The following is a 22,202-nucleotide window of genomic DNA, read 5'->3' as shown; positions in this document are numbered from 1 at the left end:
CCTCGGTCCGTCAGTGGGCGGTGCCATTGGTGGGCGTTGAAGCCTGTGCCTTGTACGTCCGCTCCTTGACGTCCAGCTCGACCTTGACCGGGTCGGACTTCTCGAAGCGCAGCTCGACGGTGACCTTGTCACCGACCTTGGGGGTGCTCTTGAGACCCATGAACATGACGTGGCTGCCGCCGCGTTCCAGCTTGAGCTGACCGTTCGCGGGCACGTCCAGGGACTGCACCTGCTGCATCTTCTGGTCCTTGGTCTCGTGGATCTGCAGATCGTCGGAGAGCGTGCTGGTGACCCCGGTCAGCTTGTCGGCCGTCTTGGAGCCGTTGTCGATGACCATGAACGCGCCGGCCATCTTGTCGTTGACGGGCTCGGGCATGTAGCCCCCGCTGACCGTCAGCTCGGGCTTGCCGGCGGAGTCCTTGCCGTCCGAGGAGCAGCCGGATATGGCGAGCGCGGCCGTCAGGGAGAGGACGGCGGCGAGGGCGCGGGTGGTGCGGGAGCGGGTGGTGCGGGCGTTCACGGGTTCTCTCCCTTGGCGATCTTCGGCAGGTCCTTCGTGTAGTCGTCGACGGTGGTGCTCTCCCCGTAGAGGAGGTACCCCTCGTCCGTCTTGGGCGAGAACGCGATGACCTGCGCGCCGTGCATGGAGACGACGTTGCCGTTGGCGTCCGTCGTCGCGGCCTCGATACCGATGCCGAGGGTGCGCGCGGCGGCCTGGATGGTGGCGAAGTCCCCGGTCAGCCCGGTGAACGCCGGGTCCTGGCCCTTGAGCCACGAGCGGAGGGTTTCGGGAGTGTCCCGCGCCGGGTCGGTGGTGATGAAGACGACCTGGAGCTTGTCCTGGTCGGCCTTGGGGAGCGCCTTCTTGGCGACGGCGATGTTGCTCATCGTCAGGGGGCACACGTCGGGGCAGCTGGTGTAGCCGAAGTAGATGAGCGTCGGCTTGCCCTTGGTCTGCTCGCGCAGGTTCCACGGCTTGCCGGTGGCGTCCGTGAGGACGAGGTCGGGCTTGTCGAAGGGCCGCTCGAGCACGGTCGCGGAGCCGGCCTTCGCCTGGCCTCCGCTGATCTGGGTGACCTGGTCGGTCTTGGCACCCTCGCCGCCGCAGGCGGTGAGGGTGAGGGCGGCCGCCGCAACGAGGGCGGCGACCGTCACACGTGTGGTGCGCATGGGAATGTCCCTGGGATCGGGGAGCGTACGGGTGGATCGGCGGGGTCCGGCGGGTCCGGCGGCCGTCAGGGGCCGGCCGGGCCGCGGGACCTGCGGGTCAGGAGGTGCGGCGGCGCGAGGCGATGCCGAAGGCCACGCCACCGAGGCCGATGACGATGCCGGCGATGCCCAGGGCCCGCGCGGTCGTGTCGGAGCCGCTCTTGGCGGCCTCGGAGTGGCCGTCCTCGTGGGCGGCTGCGTCCTTCGAGCCGTCCGCCTTGGCGTCGTCGTGGTGGTCGCCCGCGGCCGGGGCGGCGATCAGCTTCAGCACGGGCGCCGGGTTCTGCGGCTCGGCGGCGCCGTCCTTGGCCTCTTCGATCCAGCGCACGGTCTCGCCGTTGTCGTACGTCTGGATCGCCTTGAAGACCATCTTGTCGACGTTGTCGGGCAGCTTGCCGATCGACAGCGGGAACTGCTGGAACTTGCCGGGCTCGATCTTGCCGCCCGACCAGGTCACCTTGGTGACGGCCTCGTTGATCTGCTTGCCGTGCACGGTGAGCGGCTTGTCGAGCTTGCTCTTCTCCACCTTCACGGTCCAGCCGGGGACGTCCTGCGGCATGACGGACGACAGCGGCTGGTCGACCGGGAAGTTGACCTCGAGCTGGGTGGTCGAGGCGGCGTCGCGCTCGTTGGGGACCTTGAAGTCGATGGTCGCGTAGCCGCCCTTGGTGGCCTCGCCGGGCTGTACGCCGACGTGGGCGAAGGCGGTGCCGGACAGGACGAGCACGGAACCGGCGGCGAGGGCGGCGGCGAAGGAGACGCGAGAGGTCTTCATGGCAGGAACACTCCACGGAAGCTGTGGTGACGGTGGCTCCGCGTGCGGCGCGCGCGGAGTTCCGCGGCACCGCTGCTCCCGTTCGTGTGTCCCGGGAGGGTGTGCCGCGTCAGGCTGCGAGGGCGAGCGCCGAGGCCGGCGGCCCGCGCCTGATCACCGTGTGCTGCAGGGAGTCCCGGCCGGTGGAGACGGCCGGTCCGGCGGCCGCCCGGGCCGTGCGGAGGGTACGGTCCGGCGTGCCCGGCAGCCCGGCGCCGAGCGCCCGTACGTAGGCCAGCGCGGCACGCAGCGCGCGCACCGGCCCGGCTTCGGCGGAGAGCCTGGACAGTTCGAGGAGTCGGAACAGCGCGGCGTCGCCGCGCCCGAGCAGCCAGCCGGCGGCGAGCGCGGCCAGCAGGTGGCCGATCAGCATGGCCGGGCTGAGCAGCCCGACCGGCCCCGTGGCCGGTGAGATGAGGTCCTGCCCCAAGTGGGCGTGGGCCGAGTGGCCCTGCGCTTGGGCCTGTGCGGCCAAGGCGGCCGGGTCCAGTCCCGCGTTCTCCAGGATCCGGCGTGCCTCCGCCGGGGCGATCGTGACGGAGTTGCCCCCGCACACCAACTGGGCGGCGAGCGCCGCGAGCGAGGTGTCCGAGGCCGCGGCGCCGCCCGCCGGGGCCGTGGCGCCGTGCTGGCCGAGGCCGAACAGCGCGTGCAGCGCCAGCTGTCCGCCCGCCAGTCCGGCGGCGATGCCGGGGAGCGAGCGGCGGCGGCCCGCGAGCGGGGCCGCGACCGCGAAGAGGGCGAGGAAGCCCGCGCAGAGCGACCACCAGGGGACCGTCGCGCAGGAGGCCAGCGCGTGCCCGGCGGCGGACAGCACGACACAGACCGCGGTGAACACCGCGGCCCGGATCAGCCTGAGGCCGGGTCCGGCCTGCGTCGCGTGGGGGGCAGTCATGGCCTGGTCATCATCGCACTGGGCTTAGGCGCCTCATACGGCAGGTGCGCCACATACTTTGCGTTCCCGCGCACGGGCACCGCGGCCGGAGCCAGGGCCTCCGCTCGTGGACCGCTCGTGCGGGGGCCCGTAGCAGCCGGCCCACGGGCGCCCATACCGTCGCATACACCGCCGGCCGGGAGCGCCGCATCGGCCGAACGGGGGCTCTGTCGCTCCTCGGGGGCTTACCCGGCCCCCAGGGCGGCAATAGGTAACCGTATGAGCATCTGGTGGTCTCTCCACTTGAGGCGCGAAGCAGCGAGCGTGCCGCTGGCCCGGCGGCTGCTGCTGGGAACGATGGAGACCGCTGGGGTGGACCCGGACATCTCCTTCGACCTGTCGGTGGCGCTGAGCGAGGCCTGCGCGAACGCGGTGGAGCACGGTGGCCGCGAAGCCGCCCCGCGCGCGGGAGCCCCGGACGAGACCGGGGCGTACCACGTCACGGCCTATCTGGACGGGGACCGCTGCCGCATCGAGGTGAGCGATTCGGGTCCCGGCTTCCCCGCCGCGACGGTGGCCCGCCGCAGACCCTCCCTGGCCGAGCACGGCCGGGGCCTGCACCTGATCGCGGAGCTCGCCGACCACGTCCGCTTCCGCAACCGGCCGGGCCGGGGAGCCGTGGTGAGCTTCGACAAGATGCTGAAGTGGCGTGACGACGCGCTGCTGAAGGCCTCGTAGACGACGTGCCGATGGGCCGGAACCCGTGCGGGTTCCGGCCCATCGGCACGTGAGCGATCAGCCCTTGAGGCGGGCCATCCACGCCTCGACGTCGTCCGAGGTGCGGGGCAGCCCGGCCGACAGGTTCCGGTTGCCTTCCTCGGTGACGAGGATGTCGTCCTCGATCCGGACGCCGATGCCGCGGTACTCCTCGGGCACGGTCAGGTCGTCGGCCTGGAAGTACAGACCGGGCTCGACCGTCAGGCACATGCCCGGCTCCAGCGTGCCGTCGACGTACGCCTCGGTGCGCGCGGCGGCGCAGTCGTGGACGTCCATGCCGAGCATGTGGCCGGTGCCGTGCAGGGTCCAGCGGCGCTGCAGGCCGAGCTCCAGGACGCGCTCGACCGGGCCCTCCAGCAGGCCCCACTCGACGAGCTTCTCGGCGAGCACGTGCTGCGAGGCGTCGTGGAAGTCGCGGAACTTCGCCCCGGGCTTGACGGCGGCGATGCCGGCTTCCTGGGACTCGTACACCGCGTCGTAGATCTTGCGCTGGATCTCGGTGTACGCGCCGCTGATCGGCAGGGTGCGCGTGACGTCGGCGGTGTAGAGGGAGTGGGTCTCCACACCGGCGTCGAGCAGCAGCAGGTCGCCGGAGCGGACGTCGCCGTCGTTGCGGACCCAGTGCAGGGTGCAGGCGTGCGGGCCGGCGGCGCAGATGGAGCCGTAGCCGACGTCGTTGCCCTCGACGCGGGCGCGCAGGAAGAAGGTGCCCTCGATGTAGCGCTCGGAGGTGGCCTCGGCCTTGTCGAGCACCTTCACGACGTCCTCGAAGCCGCGGACGGTGGAGTCGACGGCCTTCTGCAGCTCGCCGATCTCGTAGGCGTCCTTCACGGCGCGTGCCTCGGAGAGGTAGACGCGCAGCTCCTCGTCGCGCTCCTTGGTGACCTTGTCGGTCAGGGCGGCCTCGATGACGGAGTCGTGGCCGCGGACGGCGCGGACCGGGCCCTCGGCCTCGGCCAGCTCCTCGGAGAGCTTGCGGACGTCCTTGGCGGGGATGCCCAGGAGCTGCTCGGCCTCGGTGAGGGAGTGGCGCCGGCCGACCCACAGTTCGCCGCTGCCGGAGAGCCAGAACTCGCCGTTCTCGCGGTCGGAGCGGGGCAGCAGGTAGACGCTGGCGGTGTGGCCCGTCTCCCCCGAGGGCTCCAGCACCAGGACGCCGTTCTCGGTCTGGTCACCGGTGAGGTACGCGTACTCGGTGGAGGCGCGGAAGGGGTACTCGGTGTCGTTCGAGCGGGTCTTGAGCCGGCCGGCGGGCACGACGAGGCGCTCGCCGGGGAAGCGCCTGGACAGCGCGGAGCGGCGGGCGGCGGTGTGCACGGCCTGGGCGATCGGCTCCAGTCCGCGCAGCTCGGTGTCGGCCCAGCCGGTGCGCATGCTCTCCGCGAGTTCCTCGCTGACGCCCGGGTACAGCCCGTTCTTGCGCTGCTTGTGCTTCTTCTTGGGCTGCTCTTCTTCCGGGGTCTCCGGGGTGAGCTCGTCAGCCACGTCTTCTCCTCAGTACGACGGACACGGACCGGGTATGGACCTCATCCATCGTATGTGTGAGCGGACGGCGCCCGGCGGGTCGTGTGACAAATCAGTTAAACCGGACCTCGAACCGGACCTGCCGCCTCACTCGAACCGGGCCGCGAGCAGCACGATGTCCTCGTCGGGGACCGTGCCGGGCCGGGGCGCGGCGGCGGCCGCGTCCCCCTCCGGCAGCACGGTCCGCAGGATGTGGTCGCAGATGGCGGCCGGGTCCTCGCGGGCGCTGCGGGGGATCCCCGCGGCGGCGGCGTGCAGCCGCGCGTAGGCCCGGTCCATCGGGTCGCCGGTACGCCGGAGCAGTCCGTCCGTGTACAGCAGCACCGTTTCTCCGGGCGCGGGCTCGATCTCCACGCTCGGCGCCTCCCAGCAGGACAGCATCCCGAGCGGCGCGGAGAGGGTGGTCTCCACGTACTCGGTGCGGCGCTCGCCGATCAGCAGCGGCGGGGTGTGGCCCGCCCCGGCCAGGATGATCTTCCTCCCCCGGCCGCCCGGCCGGGGGCTCCCGGCGGGCTCGCAGTACGCGAAGAGCGCGGTCGCCGAGCGCGCGGGCTCGGTCAGGCGCAGCAGCAGCTCCAGGTCGGACAGGACCGCGACCGGGTCCTCGCCCTCCATGACGGCGTACGCGCGCAGCGAGGCCCGCAGCCGGCCCATCGCGGCGACGGCGCTCGGGCCGGAGCCGGTGACGGAGCCGACGGCGAGCCCGAGGGCGCCCTCCGGTAGCGGCAGCGCGTCGTACCAGTCGCCTCCGCCGCGCGGACCGGTGTGGTGCCGGGCGGCGAGCTGGACCCCGGAGATCCGGGGGAGCCGGCTGGGCAGGAGTTCCTCTGCGACGGTGGCCAGGTCGGAGCGGGAGCGTTCCACCTCCACGATCCGGGCCAGGTGCTCGGCGGCGTGCCGTACGTAAAGCCCGGCCAGGTCGCGCTGGCGGTCGCTGGGCTCGGCCTGCTCGTCGTAGAGCCAGACGGCCGCGCCGAGCCGGCCGGTGGCCTCAGCGGTGATCGGCAGCGAGTAGCTGGCGGCGAAGCCGAGACGGGCGGCCACCTCGCGGTGCCGGGGGTCGACGGGGGTGGCGTATCCCCCGGAACCGGGGGCCGTACCGGGTTCGGGGAGCACGTCGGAGCCGCCGTGGGCGTCGGGCAGCCCGTCGAGGATGCGGCCGTAGGAGGTGGCGCTGCGCGGCACCGTCTCGATGTGGCCGAGGTCGGCGTGGCCGAGGCCGAGGCCGATCGTGGTGGTGGGGCCGAGCCCGTCGGAGGGTTCCAGGACGATCAGGCCGCGCCGGGCGCCGACGAGGGCCGCTCCGGCGCGCAGGAACTCCTGGAGGGAGGAGGCCAGGTCAGCGGCGCGGGCGAGCCGCTCGGTGAGCTCGTGGAGCGTGGTGAGGTCGGAGACCATGCCCGCCAGGCGGTCCTGGATGACAGAGCTCGCCGCGGGGGCCGGCGCCGGAGCGTGGGCCGTCCGCGGGGTCGTCGAGGTGGGCACGGGAGAGGATGAGGGCGCCGGTGCGGGCGCCACAGTGTGCGGGGACGCTGTAACTGCTGGATCGATTCCAGCCACTTTCGGCAAATGTGGGGCGCTCATGGCGTCCGCCCTTCCAGCTGGTGCGATTCGCCATATAGCATCGCAAACCCCCAGATCATGCTGCGCCGCCATCAATGAATCCACATCTACACGCACACAAGGAGCGATGTCCAGCATTGCCCAGGTGGGAATCCTGGTGTCCGTGAGACGGCAACTCACTGTCCGGTCGAGGCTAGAACTTGGCCGGAAAATGGGGGAAGCAGGCGGTTTTTGCGGTCGACTGGGCAGGTCCGTCAGCCGGTCCGGGTACGTAATCGGTGACAGCCGTGGACAGTTGGCGCACTCCGGCACCCGCCGGGAACCGTCCGGCGCGGTCCGTCGTCCCCATCGACGACAGCCTTTCCCGCCTCGGCCCGGGGTCGCGGCCCGAGGTCGCGTCCCGCCCCCGCCGGACGTTTCATGGACCCGTAAGAAAACTGCACGAAGCGTGTGAACCTGCTTCTCGTGGACAGTGACGCGAAACGTGTACGTGTGGTGAACCACCGCTCACGTGGTGTGATGTGGCCCTCGGCGTTCAACGGAAAGGAACGAGCGCTCATGCGCGAGATCCTCGGAAGGCGTCTCCAGCGGCTCCGCAATCGCTTGCAATCCCTGCGCCCCGCCCCGCCTCAGGCCGACGGGGCGGCCCTGCTCGAAGCGGCCCTCACCTGCGCCGCGACCTGGCGGTGGCCCGTACTGCCCGGCGTCGGGCGCTCCGGCGCCGACAGCTCCCGCTGCGCCTGCCCCGACCCCGACTGCGTCGTTCCCGGCGCGCACCCCTTCGACCCGGGGCTGCTCGCGGCCACCACCGACCCCCGGATGGTGGCCTGGTGGTGGGCCAACCGGGCCGGTGCCCCCATCCTGCTGGCCACCGGCGGAACCGCGCCCTGCGCGGTGAGCCTGCCTGCCGCGGCGGCCGCGCGTGCCGTCGTACGGCTGGACGCGCAGGGCCTGCGACTCGGGCCGGTCGTGGCCACGCCCACGCGGTGGTCGCTGCTGGTGGCGCCGTACTCGCTGGAGCGGCTCGGCGAACTCCTTTACGCCAAGGACCACGTGCCCTCCTCGCTGCGCTTCCACGGCGAGGGCGGCTACCTGCTGCTGCCGCCCTCCGCCGCGATCGGCGGCGGCCAAGTGCGGTGGGAGCGCGGGCCGGCGGCGGACGGGGGGATCTGGCTGCCGGAAGTGGAGGCGGTCGTGGACGCGCTGGTCGAGGCGAGCAGCGGGGCGCCGGGCGGCGGCAGCCGGCTCGCGTACTGACAGATCACTCGTACGGGTGCCAGCAGGACGGGTTTCCAGGGGAATTGGGCGCGGGGATGTCCGTGCCCCATTCCCGCGTCGCTATGTTCGGCGAATGAATCTCCGCCTGATCGGTATCGGTGCCGGTGTGCTGATCATCTTGTCGCTCCCGCTGGCGGGAGCGATCGCCGGGCCGGATTTCGCCGGTCAGAGCGACGGAAAGGGCGGTGGGCTGCTCTCCACCTTCGGCCTCGGCCGTTCCTCCCCGGGCTCTTCCGACTCCAACTCTTCTGACCCCGGCGATTCCGACTCCGGCGATTCCGACTCCGGCGATTCCGACTCCGGCGATTCCGACTCCGGCGGTTCCGAAGCGAGTTCCGCCGCCGCCGGGGCGCCGGCCCGCCCGGGTCCCTCCGAGCAGCCGCGTACGGACGCGCGCTGCGGGCCCGAAGTGTCCTCCCCGCAGGGGGTGGAGGCACAGACCTGCGTGCTGGTCGGCGAGGGGCGGACGTGGGGGCGCAGCTACTACCGCAACACCAGCGGCCGTCCGCTCGACGCGGTGCTCACGGTGATGGGTCCGGCCGGCCGGACGGTGCAGATCCGCTGCGCGGTCGGCGCGGGGGACGAGCCGGGTCTGTGCGAGACGCCCAAGGATCCCTCGGCCGGGGCGCCCGACGCCTACTCGGCCATTGCGGAATTTGCAGTTCCGGATGATGAAGGGGCGCTGCTGCTGCGGTCCGGGAGCAACTCACCGGCACCGGGCGACGGTTGAGCACCGCCGAAAATCAAGGGCCCGGTCGCTGGCGACGGGGGATGCACCAGCGACCGGGCTACAAGAACGGTAACAAGAGATCGCCTGCTTGCAAATTCGATCTCTGATATTCGGACATCGATTTGCAGGCGATTAGCGGGAGTTGTGACACCGGTCACCGGTGAGCGGTCACCTGTGGCCCTCCCGTCAGGGGCCCGCGAGCGGCCCGCCGGAGGCCGCGAGCGGCCCCCGGCGCCGGTCAGCTGAGCGTCACCTGGCGGTTGGTGAGGCCGCCGCGGGCCCGGCGCTCCTCCGTGGTCAGCGGCGCGTCCGTGGCGAGAGCAACGGCCAGCCGCTCGGCGAGCTCCGCCGCCGGCTTCTCCACGTCGTCCGCGGAGACACCGGTGGGCAGGTCCCAGACGGGGACCATCAGGCCGTGCGCGCGGAAGGAACCGACGAGCTTGGTGCCCTCGCCGAGCGAGGAGGTGCCGGCCGCGTGCAGTCGCGCGAGCGCGTCGAGCAGCTTCTCCTCCGGGTGCGGCATGACCCAGCGCAGGTGGTTCTTGTCGGGGGTCTCGCACCAGTAGGCGGAGTCCACGCCGGTCAGCTTGACCGTCGGGATGGCGGCCGCGTTGGCGCGCTCCAGGGAGGCGGCGATCTCCGGCGAGGCGTTCTGCGCGCCGTCCGCGTCCGGAATCCAGAACTCGAACCCGCTGTGCACAACCGGCTCGAAACCGCCGTCCGCGGCCAGGAGATCCTGAAGTCGGGTGCCCTCGGCAGGGACCCGGCGGGCCTCGATGACGGTGCCCGGCTCGGCGGCGAGCGCGCGCTCCAGGGTGTCGGCCATGTCGCGGGCGAGGTCGCCGCTGGTCGAGTCGTTCTGCAGGCCGAGCAGGACGGAGCCGTCCTCGCGGCGCAGCGCCGGCGAGGCCAGCGGGAGTACGGTCACCAGCGTGACGGAGGGGACGCCCTCGGGCAGGCCGCCCTTGAGGGTGAGCGGCACGGTGGCGGCGGGGACGAGCTCGCGCAGCGCGACCCAGTCGCACTCGCCGGGCAGGCCCTCGAAGGGGCGCCGCACGTGCTCGGTGACGGCGTGCGCGGCGGCTGCGCCGTGACAGGCCTTGTAGCGGCGCCCGGATCCGCAGGGGCAGGGCTCGCGAGCGCCCACCACCGGGATCTCACCGTTGTTGAGCTGCGGCTTTGCGGTCTTCGCTGCGGGGCGCTTCTTGGCCATCGTGGGTGTCTCCCGGTTGCGGCGGTACGGCGTAGGTCTGGGCGCGAGCCTAGCCGTTCGTACCGCCGCAGCCGGTGGGGTGCGGCCGGGAGCACGGTCGGCGTGCGCTCCCGGACGGCCGCCATCCAGTTGTTCGGGGCCGGGGACCGGGGATCAGGGATCCAGGTCGCCGAAGGCCGTACCGAAGTCGATCGCCGGGGCCGCGACGCGCGTAGCGAAATCCTCGTGCCGGGCCCCACAGGCGACGATCACCCAGACGGTGACCTCACCCGCCGCTCCGTCCCGGACACCCCAGTCCTGGGCCAGGGCGCTGATGATGTTCAGCCCCCGCCCGCCTCGCGCGGTGACCGAGGGCGTGGCCGGGACCGGGCGGGTGGGACCGCCGCCGTCCGTGACCTCGACCGTCAGCCGCCCCGCTTTGTCCACGCGCCACGACGCGCGTATCCCGCCGTCACCGATGTCCCGCGCGCCCAGCGGCCTGCCGTGTCGGCAGGCGTTGCTGAGCAGTTCGGAAAGGATCAGTACGGCATCGTCCACGACCGATTCGGGCACCCCGCTGACACGCAATTGCTCGCGCATCCGGTGCCTCGCCTCGCCCACGCCCGCAGGACCATGGCGTACGTCCATGCACGACGACGTGGGCACTTCTTGTGCCACCATCAACGCCACCCCCGGAACCTCCTTAGCCCCACGCATGGTCTGGATGCCCCAATGGCCTGGACCGGAAACCGCCCAAGCGGAGCCCTCTGGCGCATTGACGACGGCCGAATGCGGAGCGGATGCGCCGGTGCACACCCTGTGACGTCCGGTGTTCGTGTGACGGGTGGGCAAAAAGGGGCGTCAGCGCCCTAGTTGTGACAGAACCTGGCGTGGTCTGTTCGTGATGATCGCTTCTACACCCAGATCAGCGCAGAGCTGAACGTCTTCGGGATCGTTCACAGTCCATACGTGCACGGAGTGGCCCGCGGCTTGAAGTTTGCGGATGAAGCCCGGATGGCCGCGCACGATCCGCATGCCCGGCCCCGCGATCTGCACCCCGGCCGGCAGCCGGCCGTCCCGCATCCGAGGCGAGATGAACTGCATCAGGTACACGGTCGGGACCGTCGGCGCGGCCGCCCGCATCCGGTGCAGGGAGCGCGCGGAGAAGCTCATCACCCGGACCGGGTGCGGCCCCTCGGCGGGCGGCGCGTCCAGGCCGAAGCGCTTGAGGAGGAAGAGCAGGCGCTCCTCCACCTGTCCGGCCCAGCGGGTCGGGTGCTTCGTCTCGATCGCCAGTTGCACCGGCCGTCCGGCGTCGGCGACCAGCTCCAGCAGCCGCTCCAGGGTGAGGACGGAGGTCCGCTCGGGGTCGGCGTCCCAGTCGGGGGACTCCTCGCGGTCCTTCCACGAGCCGAAGTCGAGCGCGGCGAGATCGGCGAGCTCCAGGGCGGAGACCGCGCCGCGGCCGTTGGAGGTGCGGTTCACCCGACGGTCGTGGACCAGGACCAGATGGCCGTCGGCCGTGAGCCGTACATCGCATTCGAGGGCGTCGGCCCCGTCCTCGATGGCCTTGCGGTAGGCGGCCAGGGTGTGCTCGGGGGCATCCTCCGAGGCGCCGCGGTGGGCGACGACTTGGATGGGGCGCGGCGTTGCGTGGGTCACCGGGTCATGGTGCCACCGAGAGGCTCCGGATGTCGGGGGGAGCTCTGGGGAGAGCCCTGGGGAGAGCCCTGTGGGTGCTTCTGCGGATGCGTCCGATATGTCGGAGATAAAGGATGGGGGGAGACGCACAGGTCCGGCTTACAGTGCTCTGACGGGTCATGGGAAAGGCTTCGCCCTGGAACTTGTACGGCACGTCGAACGTTCAGTCGGACCGATCGCCAGTATTTCTGAAGCCGTGTGTGACGAGGAGAGAGCGCTGTGAGCACCGAGAACGAGGGCACCGCGGCCCCGACGCCCCCCGCGGCCCCGCCCGCACCCCCGGTGGCCGCTCCTGCCTCCGAGGCCCCCGAGGTTCCCACGGTCGCCGAGCCGGTGACCCAGCAGCTGCCGTCGACGCCGGCACCCGGCAGTGAGCCGACCCAACAGCTCCCCCACACGGGCTCGGAGAGGTGTATAGGAGACAGGGGGACGGGGAGAGGGTTGCGGGCACCATCGGCACCTCGAATCGGGTGATTTCGATCAAAATATCGCCACGGAAGCAGTACCGGGTGAGCTCCAGCCGGTCCCGGCCGACGGTGTCCCGGCTGTACGGGTACAGGCAGTCGCCCGTACCCGCCGGCCGCACCGGCTCGTGCCCGGCGGCCGCGGCGCGGGCCATCCTCTCGTCGTAGACGCCGGCGGCCTCGACCTGCTGCCGGGTCATCCCCGGTTCCGGCGGCCGCGGCGGGGAGTAGTCCAGCGGCCGGGCGTGGCCGACCAGTTGCAGGCCGAACATCAAGGTGGCCCCGATGCCGGCCAGGACGAGCAGCCCGGAGGCCGCCTGGGCGAGCGGGATCAGCAGCGGGGCCCGCCGCAGCCGCCGGGCGGCCGCGCCCGCGGTACCCGGCGTACGGGTCTGCGCGCGTTCCGCGTCGGTCTGCGCCGCCGTCGGGGGGACGGCCGGCAGCCGGGCCCGCACGGCGAAGCCCCCGGCGGGCCCCGGCCCGGCGGCCAGGTCGCCGCCGAGCAGGGCGACCCGCTCGCGCAGCCCGCTCAGGCCGCGGCCGGTGCCGGCCTCGGCCGCCGCGTCCCCCGCGCCCGGCGGCCGCACCGGGGCGGCCCCGTTGGCCACGGAGACCTCGACGGAGTCGGCGGTGTGCTCGATCCGCACCTCCACCGGCGCACCGGCCGCGTACCGGTGCACATTCGTCAGGGCCTCGCGCACGACCCGGTGCACCGCCCGCCGCACCCGCGGTTCGCGGTCGACGGTGTCGGGCCCGGTCCAACCGAAGCCGATGCGGACCCCGCCCGCACGGGACTCGGCGACCAGCGCCTCGATGTCGGCCCGGGTCCCGGTGGCGTCGGTCAGCGCGTCGGTTCCGGTGTCGCGGGACAGCGGCCCCAGCACCCCGAGCGCCTCGCGCAGCTCGTGCATGGCGTCGCGGGTGGCCTGGCGCACCTGGCCCGCGCTCTCGCGCAGTTCGCCGGCGTCTTCGCCGGCCCGGCCGCGCAGCGCCATCTCGAGGCCGCCGGCGTGCAGGGAGATCAGGCTGAGCCGGTGTCCGACGAGGTCGTGCATCTCGGCCGCGATGCGGGACCGCTCGTGGATGCGGGACTCGCTCTCGGCGAGCCGGCGGTTCTCCTCGGCGGCGGCGGCGCGCTCGCGCAGGGCGGCGAGGAGCCGCTGCTGCTGCCCGGCGGAAGCCCCGACCAGACCGGGTACCAGGACGGCGACCGCGGCGAGGACCCCGCCGAGGGTGAGCCCGTACTGCCAGGAGCCGAAGCCCTGGCGGTGGACCGTCGCGCCCGCCGTGAGCACGGTGAGCGCCCCGGCCCCGAACAGCACGGCGGCCCTGCGCCCGGCCCCGGCCAGCTGGTGGGCGACCGCGTAGGCGGTCACCGCCATCAGGACTCCGAGGCAGGACATCACCCCGAGCAGCACTCCCATGCCGAGCAGTGCCGCCTCCGGAAAGCGGCGCCGTACGACGAACAGGACCAGCGCGGCGAGCGCGACCACCGCCTTGGTGTGGACCGGCAGGCCGCCGCCGACCTGGTCGATGAGCCCGAACGCCAGCAGGACGAGGACACCCCCGCCGAACGCCTCGGCGGCGGCCCTGAGCAGCGAGCGACCCATGACAGACATATCCACGATTATCCGAGGCCGGAAGGGGGTCCGGCGTGAGCCTCGCGAGGGATCCGGCCCTCTGCCGAAGGGCAGAGGCAGGACTCAGGTATGAGCCGCTGTCACCCTTGGGGCAGAGTTTCGGTTCGTCCTCGGGAGGGACGCGGGTTACCCCTCCCCCCACGAATACTCGTACACATGAACCGCCGCCCTCTCGTCATCCTCGCCGCCACCGTGGGAGTCCTCGCCACCGCAGCCATCGCCCTTCCCAACCTCCCGCCCAACCCCCTGTCCGACGCGATCAACGACCGGGTCTTCAAGGAGAAGGGCATGCGCTTCGCCACGGCCGCCGACGCCCCGACGCGCGGGGAACGGTCGTGGGTGCTGCCGGACTGGGTGCCGAAGGACGCGACCGCCGTGCGAATAAAAGCGCGCACGGACAGTGGGGCACGGCTGCTCCGGTTCACCCTGGGCGCCACCCCGCTGGACGGACCGCAGTGCTCGGCGGCCGTGGCGAAGAAACCCGCGGGGAGGGTGCCGGCCGCCAAGTGGTGGCCGGCCGGCACGCGGGAGGAGGAGCGGCCCGAGTGCCGCGACTACTACCAGTACCAGGTCACAGTGCGGGGCCGGGAGGTCTACGCCTGGACCGACGGCACTCCGTCGCCCGGCGCGAAGACGGGGGACGGCGCCCCGGTCCGGCAGGCGGCGCGCGGAGGCCGCTGATCAGGCGGCGGGCGGCGCGCGCCCGCTGATCCAGGACGCCCGGCACGCGCGGCGCTCGTCGGTACGGGCCGGCGGCGGGCCGCGCACCGGCACCGCGGACCGCAGACCGCAGACCGCTGCACCGCTGCACCGAGGACCACAGACCGCCGCGACGCGCAGAAATCACGTTCCCCGGCGCACGGCGGGCCGTTATCGTCACCGCCATGGACATCCGACCCGCCAGCACCCCTGCCGAACTCCTGGCCGCGGAGGGACTCTTCGACGGGCCCGTGCGCCCGGACTGGTCGCAGCGGTTCCTCGACGCCCCCGGGCACCTGATGCTCATCGCCTACGTGGACGGCGTACCCGCCGGGATGGTCTCCGGCATCGAGATGAGCCACCCGGACAAGGGCACCGAGATGTGCCTGTACGAGCTCTCCGTGGACGAGGGCTACCGTCGGCGCGGCATCGGCCGTGCGCTGACCGCGGCGCTCGCCGCCGAGGCCGGGGCCCGCGGCTGCTACGGCATGTGGGTGGGTGTGGACACGGACAACGAGGCCGCCCTGGCCACGTACGAGGCGGCCGGAGCCCAGGACGAGGGCGTCTTCTCCATGCGCGGCTGGCCCATCGGCCAGTAGGCCGCCCGGCCTGGTGGCCACCAAGCCGCCCGGCCTGGTCCCCGGGCCAGTCCCCGGGCCGGCACCCCGTAGCCCGCGCGGCGGCGTGTCGTGGGGCCAGTCGGCGCACCCTCCGCGCGGCCGGCCCGTGCCTCGCCGAGCATCGGCCGCATGACCGCATTCACCGCGCTGCTCCCGGCCGCCGCCCTGCTGGCGGTGGCCACCGCCCTGCCGCCGTACGCCGCCGCCGAAGCCACAGCCGCCACCACCACCGCCACCGTCGAAGCCGGCCCCGGTGCCGAGACCGCGCCCTACGTCGTGGTGCTCGAGGACCGGCTCTCCCGCGCCTCCGCCCTCGCCTCCACGCGTGCGCTCGTCGCGGAGGCCGAGGCTTCCGGCGACCGCGTCGGCACCGTCTACGACACCGCCCTGAACGGCTTCGCCGTCCGCACCACCGCCGCCCGCGCCGCCGAACTCGCCGCCGATCCGCGGGTGGCCTCCGTGGAGCCCGACGCGACGTTCCTGGTCAACGGGGTGAGCGTCGGCCGCGACACACCGAGCGCCCCGGTCGACGCTCAGCCCCTGGTCCAGTCCTCCGCGCCCTGGGCCCTGGACCGGATCGACCAGCGCGAGCTCCCGCTCGACGGCTCGTACGCGTACCCGGCCACGGCACGGGGGGTCACCGCGTACATCGTGGACACCGGGATCAACACCCTGCACCAGGAGTTCGGCGGCCGCGCCCGCTGGGGCGCCAACGCCGTGTACATGGAGGGCGCCACGGACTGCAACGGCCACGGCACGCACGTCGCGGGAACGGTCGGCGGAGCCACCTACGGCGTCGCCAAGGAGGTCTCGCTCGTCGCCGTGAAGGTCGCGAACTGCCGTGGGGAGGCGAGCCTGTCGGCCATCACGCGCGGGATCGACTGGATGGTCAAGGACTCCCTCAAGCACCCCGCGACCCCTGCCGTGGCGAACATGAGCGTGGGCGGCAGCCACAGCTTCGCCCTGAACAGGGCCGTGACCCGCGCCGTCGCGGCCGGGATCACCTTCGCCGTGGCCGCGGGCAACGCGGCCGAGGACGCCTGCACCGGCTCCCCCTCGGGCGTTCTGCAGGCACTCACCGTGGGCGCGACCGACGCCGGGGACCGGCGGCCCTCCTTCTCCAACCACGGCCCCTGCGTGGACCTCTCCGCCCCGGGCGTGGCCGTCACCTCGGCCTGGAAGGGCTCCGCGACGGCCCTCGCGCGAGCCTCCGGCACCTCGATGGCGGCCCCGCACGCGGCGGGCGCCGCGGCGCTGGTGCTCGCGCGGGACCTGGCGGCCGGCGGCCCGCGCAAGACCCCGGCGCAGGTGGCCGAAATCCTTCTGCGGGACGCCGTACGGGACCGGATCACGGCCCTGCCGGCCGGTACTCCGAACCTGCTGCTCCACGTCCCGGCCGAGAAGTAGCCCGTACGAGGACCCCCGCCGGCGGTGACCCGCCCGCCGGCGGGAGCCGGCCCCGCGCGTCCCCCACCGCGCCGCCGCGGCGAAGCGCAGCTCAGCGCCGGAGCGCCGCCCTCCGGCGAACCCACCCGCCCCACCCGTACAACCCACCGGCCGGTCGGTATCCGGCCCGCCGGCCCACCCGGCCTGATGGCACATCAATTTCTGTGTGCTTCGGGCGAAAGCAAGTCATTGACTTCTCATCACAGCGACGCGTCAATGTCGGCCACCGCACCGGCTCGGCCTCCCCCACACAGCGGGTGGGGGGAGGGTTCGTATGACGAAGGAGTCGCGACCCAGTGAGTACAACGTTTCGACGAAGAGTTCTGGCCGGGACGGGCGCCTTGTCCCTCGCCCTGACGGGCGCCGTGGTGGGCCTGTCGGGCACCGCGCAGGCCGCGACCAAGACGACGCCCGTCCAGATGGACTGCGTCGCGCCCCCGCCCCAGGCGGGCGCCTCGGGCAGTCAGCCCTTCACGGTCACGCTGCCCGACGGCGCCAAGGCCGGCGACGTGGTCCCGATCAGCATCGACCCGGGTGCGAGCCCGGTCATCCCCGGCTTCTCGGTGACGACCACCAACGTCTCCAAGATCACCCTCAAGGTCGGGTCGACCACGCAGACGGTCGTCAGCCCGCCCGAGACGGTCAACGTGGTCGCCGGGCAGCCGCTCGACCCGGCCGCGTTCTCCGGCACCATCAAGATCCCGGACGGCAGCGAGGGGACCACGGTCAACGTGGCCCTGGACCTGTCGGTGACCGACGCGAGCCTCATGGGCTCGGTCTTCACCACCACCTGCACCCCGAGCCCGCGCCCGAGCGCGTCGCTCGGATCGGTGGCCGTCGAGGCGCTGCCCAAGGACCCGGTCACCACGAAGCTGACGCCCAACAGCGGCAAGGCCGGCACCGCGGTCGTCGTCACGGGCGCCAACTTCCCGGCCGGTCCGGTCACCTGTTCCGCGCTCAAGGCCGGCGTCGCCACCGGTGACACCGGCACCGGTACGGCCGCCGCGTCCGGCGCCGCGACCTGCAACCTCACCGTCACCAAGGCTGCCGACGAGATCAAGATCGACGGCTCGCTCCCCCCGTTCAAGGCCTTCGTCTTCGTCGTCGAACAGCCCGGCGTGCAGAACCCGGTCGACGTCGAGGTCCTGCCCGGTCCGCTGGCCATCGGCCCGCAGTCCGGCAACCCGGCCGTCGACTTCGGCAAGGTCACCATCAACGGCAAGGCCCAGTCGGTCGTGGGGCAGTTCACCGCGATGGCCGTCCAGGACTTCCGCGGCGGGACCCTCGGCTGGGACGTCTCGGCGACCCGTACGCCGTTCCTGAACGCGGTCACCGGCCACTCGATGGCCAAGGCGCAGCTCGGCATCCAGCCGTCCTGCAAGGTGACCAACGTGGACAGCCCGAGCACCTGCTCCGCGGGTGCGCCGGGTGCGATCTCCGACGTCCCGATGAAGATCGCCTCCCAGGCCGCGGGCGGTGAGGACCTGACCGGTGGCGAGTTCGAGATCGGCGGCGCCGGAATGATCCAGCTCCCGCCGTTCATGTTCGCGGACACCTACCAGTCGGTCGTCACCTTCTCGATCGCCTGACCCGTACGGCCCCGCTCCATCCCGGGTGGTGCGGCGCTCCGGCGCCGCACCACCCTTCCGCGCATCCCCACCACACCCCGTCCGGCCCGACTGGAGAACCGCCCATGCGCACCCGCACCCTCCTCCTCGGCCTGCTCCTCGGCCTCGCCGCCCTGCTGCTCCCGGCCTCGCCCGCGACGGCCGCGGACAACGGCACGTGGGGTGTCTTCCCGACCCCGCCCGCCGGTGCGGCGATGACCGACCGCGCGTACTTCTTCCACCAGGGCTCGGCCGGCACCACCGTCAACGACAGCGCGACGATCGTGAACTCCTCCGACAAGGAGCTGACGTTCCAGGTCTTCGCCACCGACGCCGTGAACACCCCGGTGGGCGGCGCCTTCGCGCTGCTGCCGGTCGAGACGAAGCCCAAGGACGTCGGCACCTGGGTCGCGCTGCCGCCCGAGGCGAAGACGACCGTGACCGTGCCGCCCAAGGGCCGCAAGGACTTCCCGTTCTCCGTGAAGGTCCCGGCGGACGCGACGCCCGGTGACCACGTGGGCGGGATCGTCGCCCTCAACACCGAAGTGGAGGGCACGCAGCAGGAGGGCAAGGTCAAGGTCGGGGTGAAGCGCCAGGTGGGCGCCCGCCTCTACTTCCGGGTGCCGGGGCCGGTGACGCCCGGGCTGAGCGTCGAGGACGTGAAGGTCAGCCGGTCGGCGCCGCTGCTGCCCTGGGTGAAGGACGCCCACGCCAAGATCTCCTACTCCCTGGTCAACCGGGGCAACGTGGTCGTCGAGCCGAGCGTGACGGTCTCCGCCGAGGGCCTGTTCGGCCGCAGCGTGCTGGACCGGCCGGCGCGCGAGCTGAAGCTCGTGCTGCTGCCGGGCCAGCGGATCGAGCTGACCGAGGACTGGGCGGACGCACCGCAGTCGGACTGGGTCACCGTCGACATCAGCGCCTCCGCCTCCGCCTACCCCGACCTCGTCTCCGAGTCCTCCACCGACTTCCTCGCCGTGCCGTGGTCCGCGCTGGGCGCGCTCCTGGTGCTGGCGGGCGCCGGCATCACCGCCCTGGTGGTCCGCCGACGCCGCCGCAGCGGCACCGAACAGCCCCACGAGACCCCGGACTTGGCTGAAGCGCGCTGACCGGAGAGGGTGTCCCCAGGTGACGGCATCCGGCCATCACCGCTACGGGGGAGGCAGCAGTCATGGAACGACAGCGCGGCGAAGAAGGTCCCGACCGGCCGGCCCCCGGGCAGGACGCCGCAGGCCGGCCGCGGGACGCCGCCGGCCACGGGGTGGGGCTGCTGGCCCTCCTCGAGCGGACGCTCGGCACGGGAACGGCCGCCTACCTGCCCGGCGACGGCTGGATCCGGCTGACCCTCCCGCTCGACGACGGCGGCCCGGCCCCGGTCACGGTGGACGTGGTCGCGGACACCCGGCGGGCGCCGCGCGGGATCGCGTACCTGCTGCCGGGCGGCGGGCTGAACTTCTGCGCCGAGTTCTTCACGCCGGGCGACCTCGGCCTCGCCCAAGAGCTGCGCCGCGAGGGTCTCCTCGTCGTCGGGGTCACCCCGCGCGAGGACGCGGCGACGGCGGCCGACATCGGCGCCGATCGGGGGCTCGCGGCGCACCGCCGGGACCTCGCCCGGGTCGTGTCGGCGCTGGACGGCGCACTCGGGCTGCCCTACCAGTACGTCGGGCACTCCGCCGGAGCCGCCCTCGCGCTGGACGCCGCCGCCCACGACCGCTCGCCGCGCCTGTCCCGGGTGGTGGTCCTGGACACGACCGGGCCGTACGAGGGCGACCTGGCCGTACGGGCGGCCGCGACCCGGGACGCGTACGAAGCCCAGCTCGCGCGGGGCGCGTACGCGGCGGACCCGGGTCTGGCGGCGATGATCGCCCGGGCCGTCACCGACCCGCAGGCACCCTCCCCGGTCCCCTGGCCGCCGGACCCGGCGCTCCGCTTCACCAACGCCGGGCTCGCCCACTTCGCGCTGGTCCGCACGGCCGCGCTGCCCGGCCCCGCGAACTGGATCCACGCCCAGGGCCACAGCGCGGGCTCCTACGTCTTCGGGGCGACGCCGGCCGAGGACCGTTTCGGCCTGACCCACACCCCGCTGGCCACCTGGCACGCCGCCGCCTCCGCCCTGGGCAGCGGGCTGGTCCCGACCGCACTGATGCGGGACCTGGCCGCGATCTGGGCGGGTGACGAGAAGACGTACGCGCTCCCCTGGGAGCGGATCGAAGCCGAGGTGGTGTGGGTCAACACCGAGCTGGGGCGCGGCGACCACCCGCGCGGCGCCCGGCTGATCCGGGACGGCGGCAACCGGCGGGTCCGCTTCACCGTGGTCCCGGGCTACGGGCACGGCGACGCGGTGTGGTCCACGACGGCGGCGGCCGACGTCTGGTCGCTGTTCTAGCGCGGTGCCCCGGAAGGTTCCCGGGGCCGGGGCGATTCCCGGGGCGGTTCCCGGGGCCGGGAACGGACTCGCCCCCCGCGGTGAGGGTTGCGGGGGGCGAGCGGTCGCGACGGACCCGGGGCACGGCCGGGCCTGCGGTCACGCGGTCACGCGGTCACGCGGTCCTGCGGTCGGTCAGTGGTTGCGCGGGAACCCGAGGTCCACACCCGCCGGGGCGTCGGACGGGTCGGGCCAGCGGGTGGTGACGACCTTGCCGCGCGTGTAGAAGTGGATGCCGTCGTTCCCGTAGATGTGGTGGTCACCGAAGAGCGAGTCCTTCCAGCCACCGAAGGAGTGGTAGCCCACCGGCACCGGGATCGGCACGTTGACGCCGACCATGCCGGCCTCGACCTCCAGCTGGAAGCGGCGGGCGGCGCCGCCGTCGCGGGTGAAGATCGCGGTGCCGTTGCCGAACGGCGAGGCATTGATGAGCGCCAGGCCCTCCTCGTAGGTCTCGGCGCGCAGCACGCACAGGACCGGGCCGAAGATCTCGTCGCGGTAGGCGTCCGAGTCGGTCTTGACGTTGTCGAGCAGCGACAGGCCGATCCAGTGGCCGTTCTCGTTGCCCTCCACCGTGTAGCCGGTGCCGTCGAGGACCACGTCGGCGCCCTGCGCGGCCGCGCCCTCCACGTACGAGGCGACCTTGTCGCGGTGGACGGCGGTGATCAGCGGGCCCATCTCGGAGGCCGGGTCGTTGCCGGGGCCGATCTTGATCTTCTCGGCGCGCTCGCGGATCTTCTCGACGAGGGTGTCGCCGATGGAGCCGACGGCCACGACGGCCGAGATCGCCATGCAGCGCTCGCCGGCCGAGCCGTAGGCGGCCGAGACCGCCGCGTCGGCGGCCGCGTCCAGGTCGGCGTCCGGCAGCACCAGCATGTGGTTCTTTGCGCCGCCCAGGGCCTGCACGCGCTTGCCGTTGGCGGAGGCGGTGGTGTGGATGTGGCGGGCGATCGGGGTCGAGCCCACGAAGGAGACGGCCGCGATGTCGGGGTGCGCGAGGAGCGCGTCGACGGCGACCTTGTCACCGTGGACCACGTTCAGCACGCCCGCCGGCAGACCGGCCTGGCTCGCGAGCTGCGCCAGCAGCGTGGAGGCCGAGGGGTCCTTCTCGCTCGGCTTGAGGATGAAGGTGTTGCCGCAGGCCACGGCCAGCGGGAACATCCACATCGGCACCATCGCCGGGAAGTTGAACGGGGTGATGCCCGCGACCACGCCGATCGGCTGGCGGATCGAGGAGACGTCGACGCGGCTGGAGACGGACGTCGACAGCTCGCCCTTGAGCTGCACGGTGATCCCGCAGGCCAGCTCGACGATCTCCAGGCCGCGGGCGACCTCGCCCAGCGCGTCCGAGTGCACCTTGCCGTGCTCGGCGACGATCAGGTCGGCGATCGCGTCGCGGTTGGCGTCCAGCAGGGCGCGGTAGGCGAACAGCACCTTGGTGCGGGCGGCCAGCGAGGACTGGCCCCAGGACAGGAACGCCTCCTTGGCGACCCGTACGGCGGCGTCCACCTCGTCGGCGGACGCGAGGGCCACCTGCGTGGTGACCTCGCCGGTGGCGGGGTCGGTGACCGGGCCGTAGTTGCCCGAAGCGCCCTCGACGGTCTTGCCACCGATCCAGTGGTTGACGGTCTTCATGCCTTGC

General features: G+C 72.9%; 19 protein-coding genes and 1 pseudogene. 9 read left to right on the top strand and 11 right to left on the bottom strand.

Going from position 1 to position 22,202, the window contains the following annotated elements; translation table 11 throughout:
• Positions 1–10 precede the first annotated feature (10 nt).
• From DRB96_RS09725 to DRB96_RS09710, 4 genes are all read right to left on the bottom strand, one after another.
• A complete protein-coding gene (locus DRB96_RS09725; protein WP_112448063.1) occupies positions 11–520 on the bottom strand; it encodes a copper chaperone PCu(A)C in 510 nt (169 codons plus the stop codon).
• Positions 517–1,170 carry an SCO family protein gene (locus DRB96_RS09720; protein WP_112448062.1) on the bottom strand — a complete coding sequence of 218 codons (654 nt, stop codon included), beginning with the start codon at positions 1,168–1,170 and terminating at the stop codon, positions 517–519. Before DRB96_RS09720 ends, DRB96_RS09725 begins: the two co-directional genes overlap by 4 nt.
• Positions 1,171–1,267: 97 nt before the next feature.
• Positions 1,268–1,984, bottom strand: coding sequence for a YcnI family protein (locus DRB96_RS09715; RefSeq protein WP_112448061.1), 717 nt, complete (start codon positions 1,982–1,984; stop codon positions 1,268–1,270).
• A gap of 109 nt (positions 1,985–2,093) precedes the next feature.
• Positions 2,094–2,918, bottom strand: a complete 825-nt coding sequence (locus DRB96_RS09710) for a hypothetical protein (protein ID WP_112448060.1) — start codon at positions 2,916–2,918, stop codon at positions 2,094–2,096.
• Positions 2,919–3,176: 258 nt separating this feature from the next.
• On the opposite strand from DRB96_RS09710, the gene DRB96_RS09705 reads away from it, so the two are divergent.
• A complete protein-coding gene (locus DRB96_RS09705) occupies positions 3,177–3,635 on the top strand; it encodes an ATP-binding protein (RefSeq protein WP_112448059.1) in 459 nt (152 codons plus the stop codon).
• 57 nt (positions 3,636–3,692) lie between these two features.
• Here the strand turns inward: DRB96_RS09705 and DRB96_RS09700 are convergent, their stop codons facing one another.
• Both DRB96_RS09700 and DRB96_RS09695 read right to left on the bottom strand, forming a co-directional pair.
• Positions 3,693–5,159: an aminopeptidase P family protein gene (locus DRB96_RS09700; protein WP_112448058.1), complete on the bottom strand. Its 1,467-nt coding sequence runs from the start codon at positions 5,157–5,159 to the stop codon at positions 3,693–3,695.
• Between the two features lie 126 nt (positions 5,160–5,285).
• The gene (locus DRB96_RS09695) at positions 5,286–6,899 is read right to left on the bottom strand and encodes a PP2C family protein-serine/threonine phosphatase (protein ID WP_112448057.1); all 1,614 of its coding nucleotides are present in this window, start codon (positions 6,897–6,899) and stop codon (positions 5,286–5,288) included.
• Positions 6,900–7,319: 420 nt separating this feature from the next.
• Here DRB96_RS09695 and DRB96_RS09690 point away from each other — a divergent pair, with 420 nt between their 5' ends.
• Positions 7,320–8,018 (top strand): bifunctional DNA primase/polymerase, encoded by a 699-nt coding sequence (locus tag DRB96_RS09690; protein ID WP_112448056.1) that lies wholly within the window; start codon positions 7,320–7,322, stop codon positions 8,016–8,018.
• Positions 8,019–8,112: 94 nt separating this feature from the next.
• Positions 8,113–8,769 carry a hypothetical protein gene (locus DRB96_RS09685; RefSeq protein WP_239516129.1) on the top strand — a complete coding sequence of 219 codons (657 nt, stop codon included), beginning with the start codon at positions 8,113–8,115 and terminating at the stop codon, positions 8,767–8,769.
• Between the two features lie 238 nt (positions 8,770–9,007).
• On the opposite strand, the gene DRB96_RS09680 is transcribed toward DRB96_RS09685, so the two are convergent.
• The 4 genes and pseudogenes from DRB96_RS09680 to DRB96_RS09665 form a co-directional block, all read right to left on the bottom strand.
• On the bottom strand, positions 9,008–9,982 hold the full coding sequence (locus DRB96_RS09680) for a DUF5926 family protein (protein ID WP_112448054.1): 975 nt from the start codon (positions 9,980–9,982) through the stop codon (positions 9,008–9,010).
• Between the two features lie 153 nt (positions 9,983–10,135).
• Positions 10,136–10,737 (bottom strand): annotated as a pseudogene (locus tag DRB96_RS09675) (ATP-binding protein).
• Between the two features lie 85 nt (positions 10,738–10,822).
• Positions 10,823–11,623 (bottom strand): glycerophosphodiester phosphodiesterase, encoded by an 801-nt coding sequence (locus DRB96_RS09670; RefSeq protein WP_112448053.1) that lies wholly within the window; start codon positions 11,621–11,623, stop codon positions 10,823–10,825.
• A 202-nt stretch (positions 11,624–11,825) separates the two neighbouring features.
• Complete coding sequence (locus DRB96_RS09665) at positions 11,826–13,745, bottom strand: histidine kinase (protein ID WP_239517715.1); 1,920 nt, start codon at positions 13,743–13,745, stop codon at positions 11,826–11,828.
• Positions 13,746–13,922: 177 nt separating this feature from the next.
• Between DRB96_RS09665 and DRB96_RS09660 the strand changes: the two genes are divergently transcribed.
• From DRB96_RS09660 to DRB96_RS09635, 6 genes are all read left to right on the top strand, one after another.
• The gene (locus tag DRB96_RS09660; protein ID WP_112448052.1) at positions 13,923–14,447 is read left to right on the top strand and encodes a hypothetical protein; all 525 of its coding nucleotides are present in this window, start codon (positions 13,923–13,925) and stop codon (positions 14,445–14,447) included.
• Positions 14,448–14,650: 203 nt separating this feature from the next.
• Positions 14,651–15,064 (top strand): GNAT family N-acetyltransferase, encoded by a 414-nt coding sequence (locus tag DRB96_RS09655; protein WP_112448051.1) that lies wholly within the window; start codon positions 14,651–14,653, stop codon positions 15,062–15,064.
• A 150-nt stretch (positions 15,065–15,214) separates the two neighbouring features.
• A complete protein-coding gene (locus DRB96_RS09650; protein WP_239516606.1) occupies positions 15,215–16,492 on the top strand; it encodes a S8 family peptidase in 1,278 nt (425 codons plus the stop codon).
• A 335-nt stretch (positions 16,493–16,827) separates the two neighbouring features.
• Entirely contained in the window at positions 16,828–18,120 is a 1,293-nt protein-coding gene (locus DRB96_RS09645; protein WP_112448049.1) for a hypothetical protein, read from the top strand.
• Positions 18,121–18,224: 104 nt separating this feature from the next.
• The gene (locus DRB96_RS09640; RefSeq protein WP_112448048.1) at positions 18,225–19,244 is read left to right on the top strand and encodes a DUF916 domain-containing protein; all 1,020 of its coding nucleotides are present in this window, start codon (positions 18,225–18,227) and stop codon (positions 19,242–19,244) included.
• Positions 19,245–19,306: 62 nt separating this feature from the next.
• Positions 19,307–20,521 (top strand): hypothetical protein, encoded by a 1,215-nt coding sequence (locus DRB96_RS09635; RefSeq protein WP_112448047.1) that lies wholly within the window; start codon positions 19,307–19,309, stop codon positions 20,519–20,521.
• Between the two features lie 174 nt (positions 20,522–20,695).
• Here DRB96_RS09635 and DRB96_RS09630 read toward each other — a convergent pair whose 3' ends face one another.
• Entirely contained in the window at positions 20,696–22,195 is a 1,500-nt protein-coding gene (locus DRB96_RS09630) for a CoA-acylating methylmalonate-semialdehyde dehydrogenase (protein WP_112448046.1), read from the bottom strand.
• Positions 22,196–22,202 lie beyond the last annotated feature (7 nt).

Source organism: Streptomyces sp. ICC1 (assembly GCF_003287935.1).
Taxonomy (GTDB): domain Bacteria; phylum Actinomycetota; class Actinomycetes; order Streptomycetales; family Streptomycetaceae; genus Streptomyces; species Streptomyces tritrimontium.
The sequence above is the reverse complement of the archived record's forward strand: the minus strand, read 5'-3'. Positions and strand labels throughout refer to the sequence as shown.

Coding starts and splice junctions, on each gene's coding strand:
- DRB96_RS09720 (WP_112448062.1), bottom strand. CDS start 1,170: ATGCGCACCACACGTGTGACGGTCGCCGCCCTCGTTGCGGCGGCCGCC.
- DRB96_RS09715 (WP_112448061.1), bottom strand. CDS start 1,984: ATGAAGACCTCTCGCGTCTCCTTCGCCGCCGCCCTCGCCGCCGGTTCC.
- DRB96_RS09710 (WP_112448060.1), bottom strand. CDS start 2,918: ATGACTGCCCCCCACGCGACGCAGGCCGGACCCGGCCTCAGGCTGATC.
- DRB96_RS09705 (WP_112448059.1), top strand. CDS start 3,177: ATGAGCATCTGGTGGTCTCTCCACTTGAGGCGCGAAGCAGCGAGCGTG.
- DRB96_RS09695 (WP_112448057.1), bottom strand. CDS start 6,899: ATGCTGGACATCGCTCCTTGTGTGCGTGTAGATGTGGATTCATTGATG.
- DRB96_RS09690 (WP_112448056.1), top strand. CDS start 7,320: ATGCGCGAGATCCTCGGAAGGCGTCTCCAGCGGCTCCGCAATCGCTTG.
- DRB96_RS09685 (WP_239516129.1), top strand. CDS start 8,113: ATGAATCTCCGCCTGATCGGTATCGGTGCCGGTGTGCTGATCATCTTG.
- DRB96_RS09680 (WP_112448054.1), bottom strand. CDS start 9,982: ATGGCCAAGAAGCGCCCCGCAGCGAAGACCGCAAAGCCGCAGCTCAAC.
- DRB96_RS09665 (WP_239517715.1), bottom strand. CDS start 13,745: ATGTCTGTCATGGGTCGCTCGCTGCTCAGGGCCGCCGCCGAGGCGTTC.
- DRB96_RS09660 (WP_112448052.1), top strand. CDS start 13,923: ATGAACCGCCGCCCTCTCGTCATCCTCGCCGCCACCGTGGGAGTCCTC.
- DRB96_RS09655 (WP_112448051.1), top strand. CDS start 14,651: ATGGACATCCGACCCGCCAGCACCCCTGCCGAACTCCTGGCCGCGGAG.
- DRB96_RS09650 (WP_239516606.1), top strand. CDS start 15,215: ATGACCGCATTCACCGCGCTGCTCCCGGCCGCCGCCCTGCTGGCGGTG.
- DRB96_RS09640 (WP_112448048.1), top strand. CDS start 18,225: ATGCGCACCCGCACCCTCCTCCTCGGCCTGCTCCTCGGCCTCGCCGCC.
- DRB96_RS09635 (WP_112448047.1), top strand. CDS start 19,307: ATGGAACGACAGCGCGGCGAAGAAGGTCCCGACCGGCCGGCCCCCGGG.
- DRB96_RS09630 (WP_112448046.1), bottom strand. CDS start 22,195: ATGAAGACCGTCAACCACTGGATCGGTGGCAAGACCGTCGAGGGCGCT.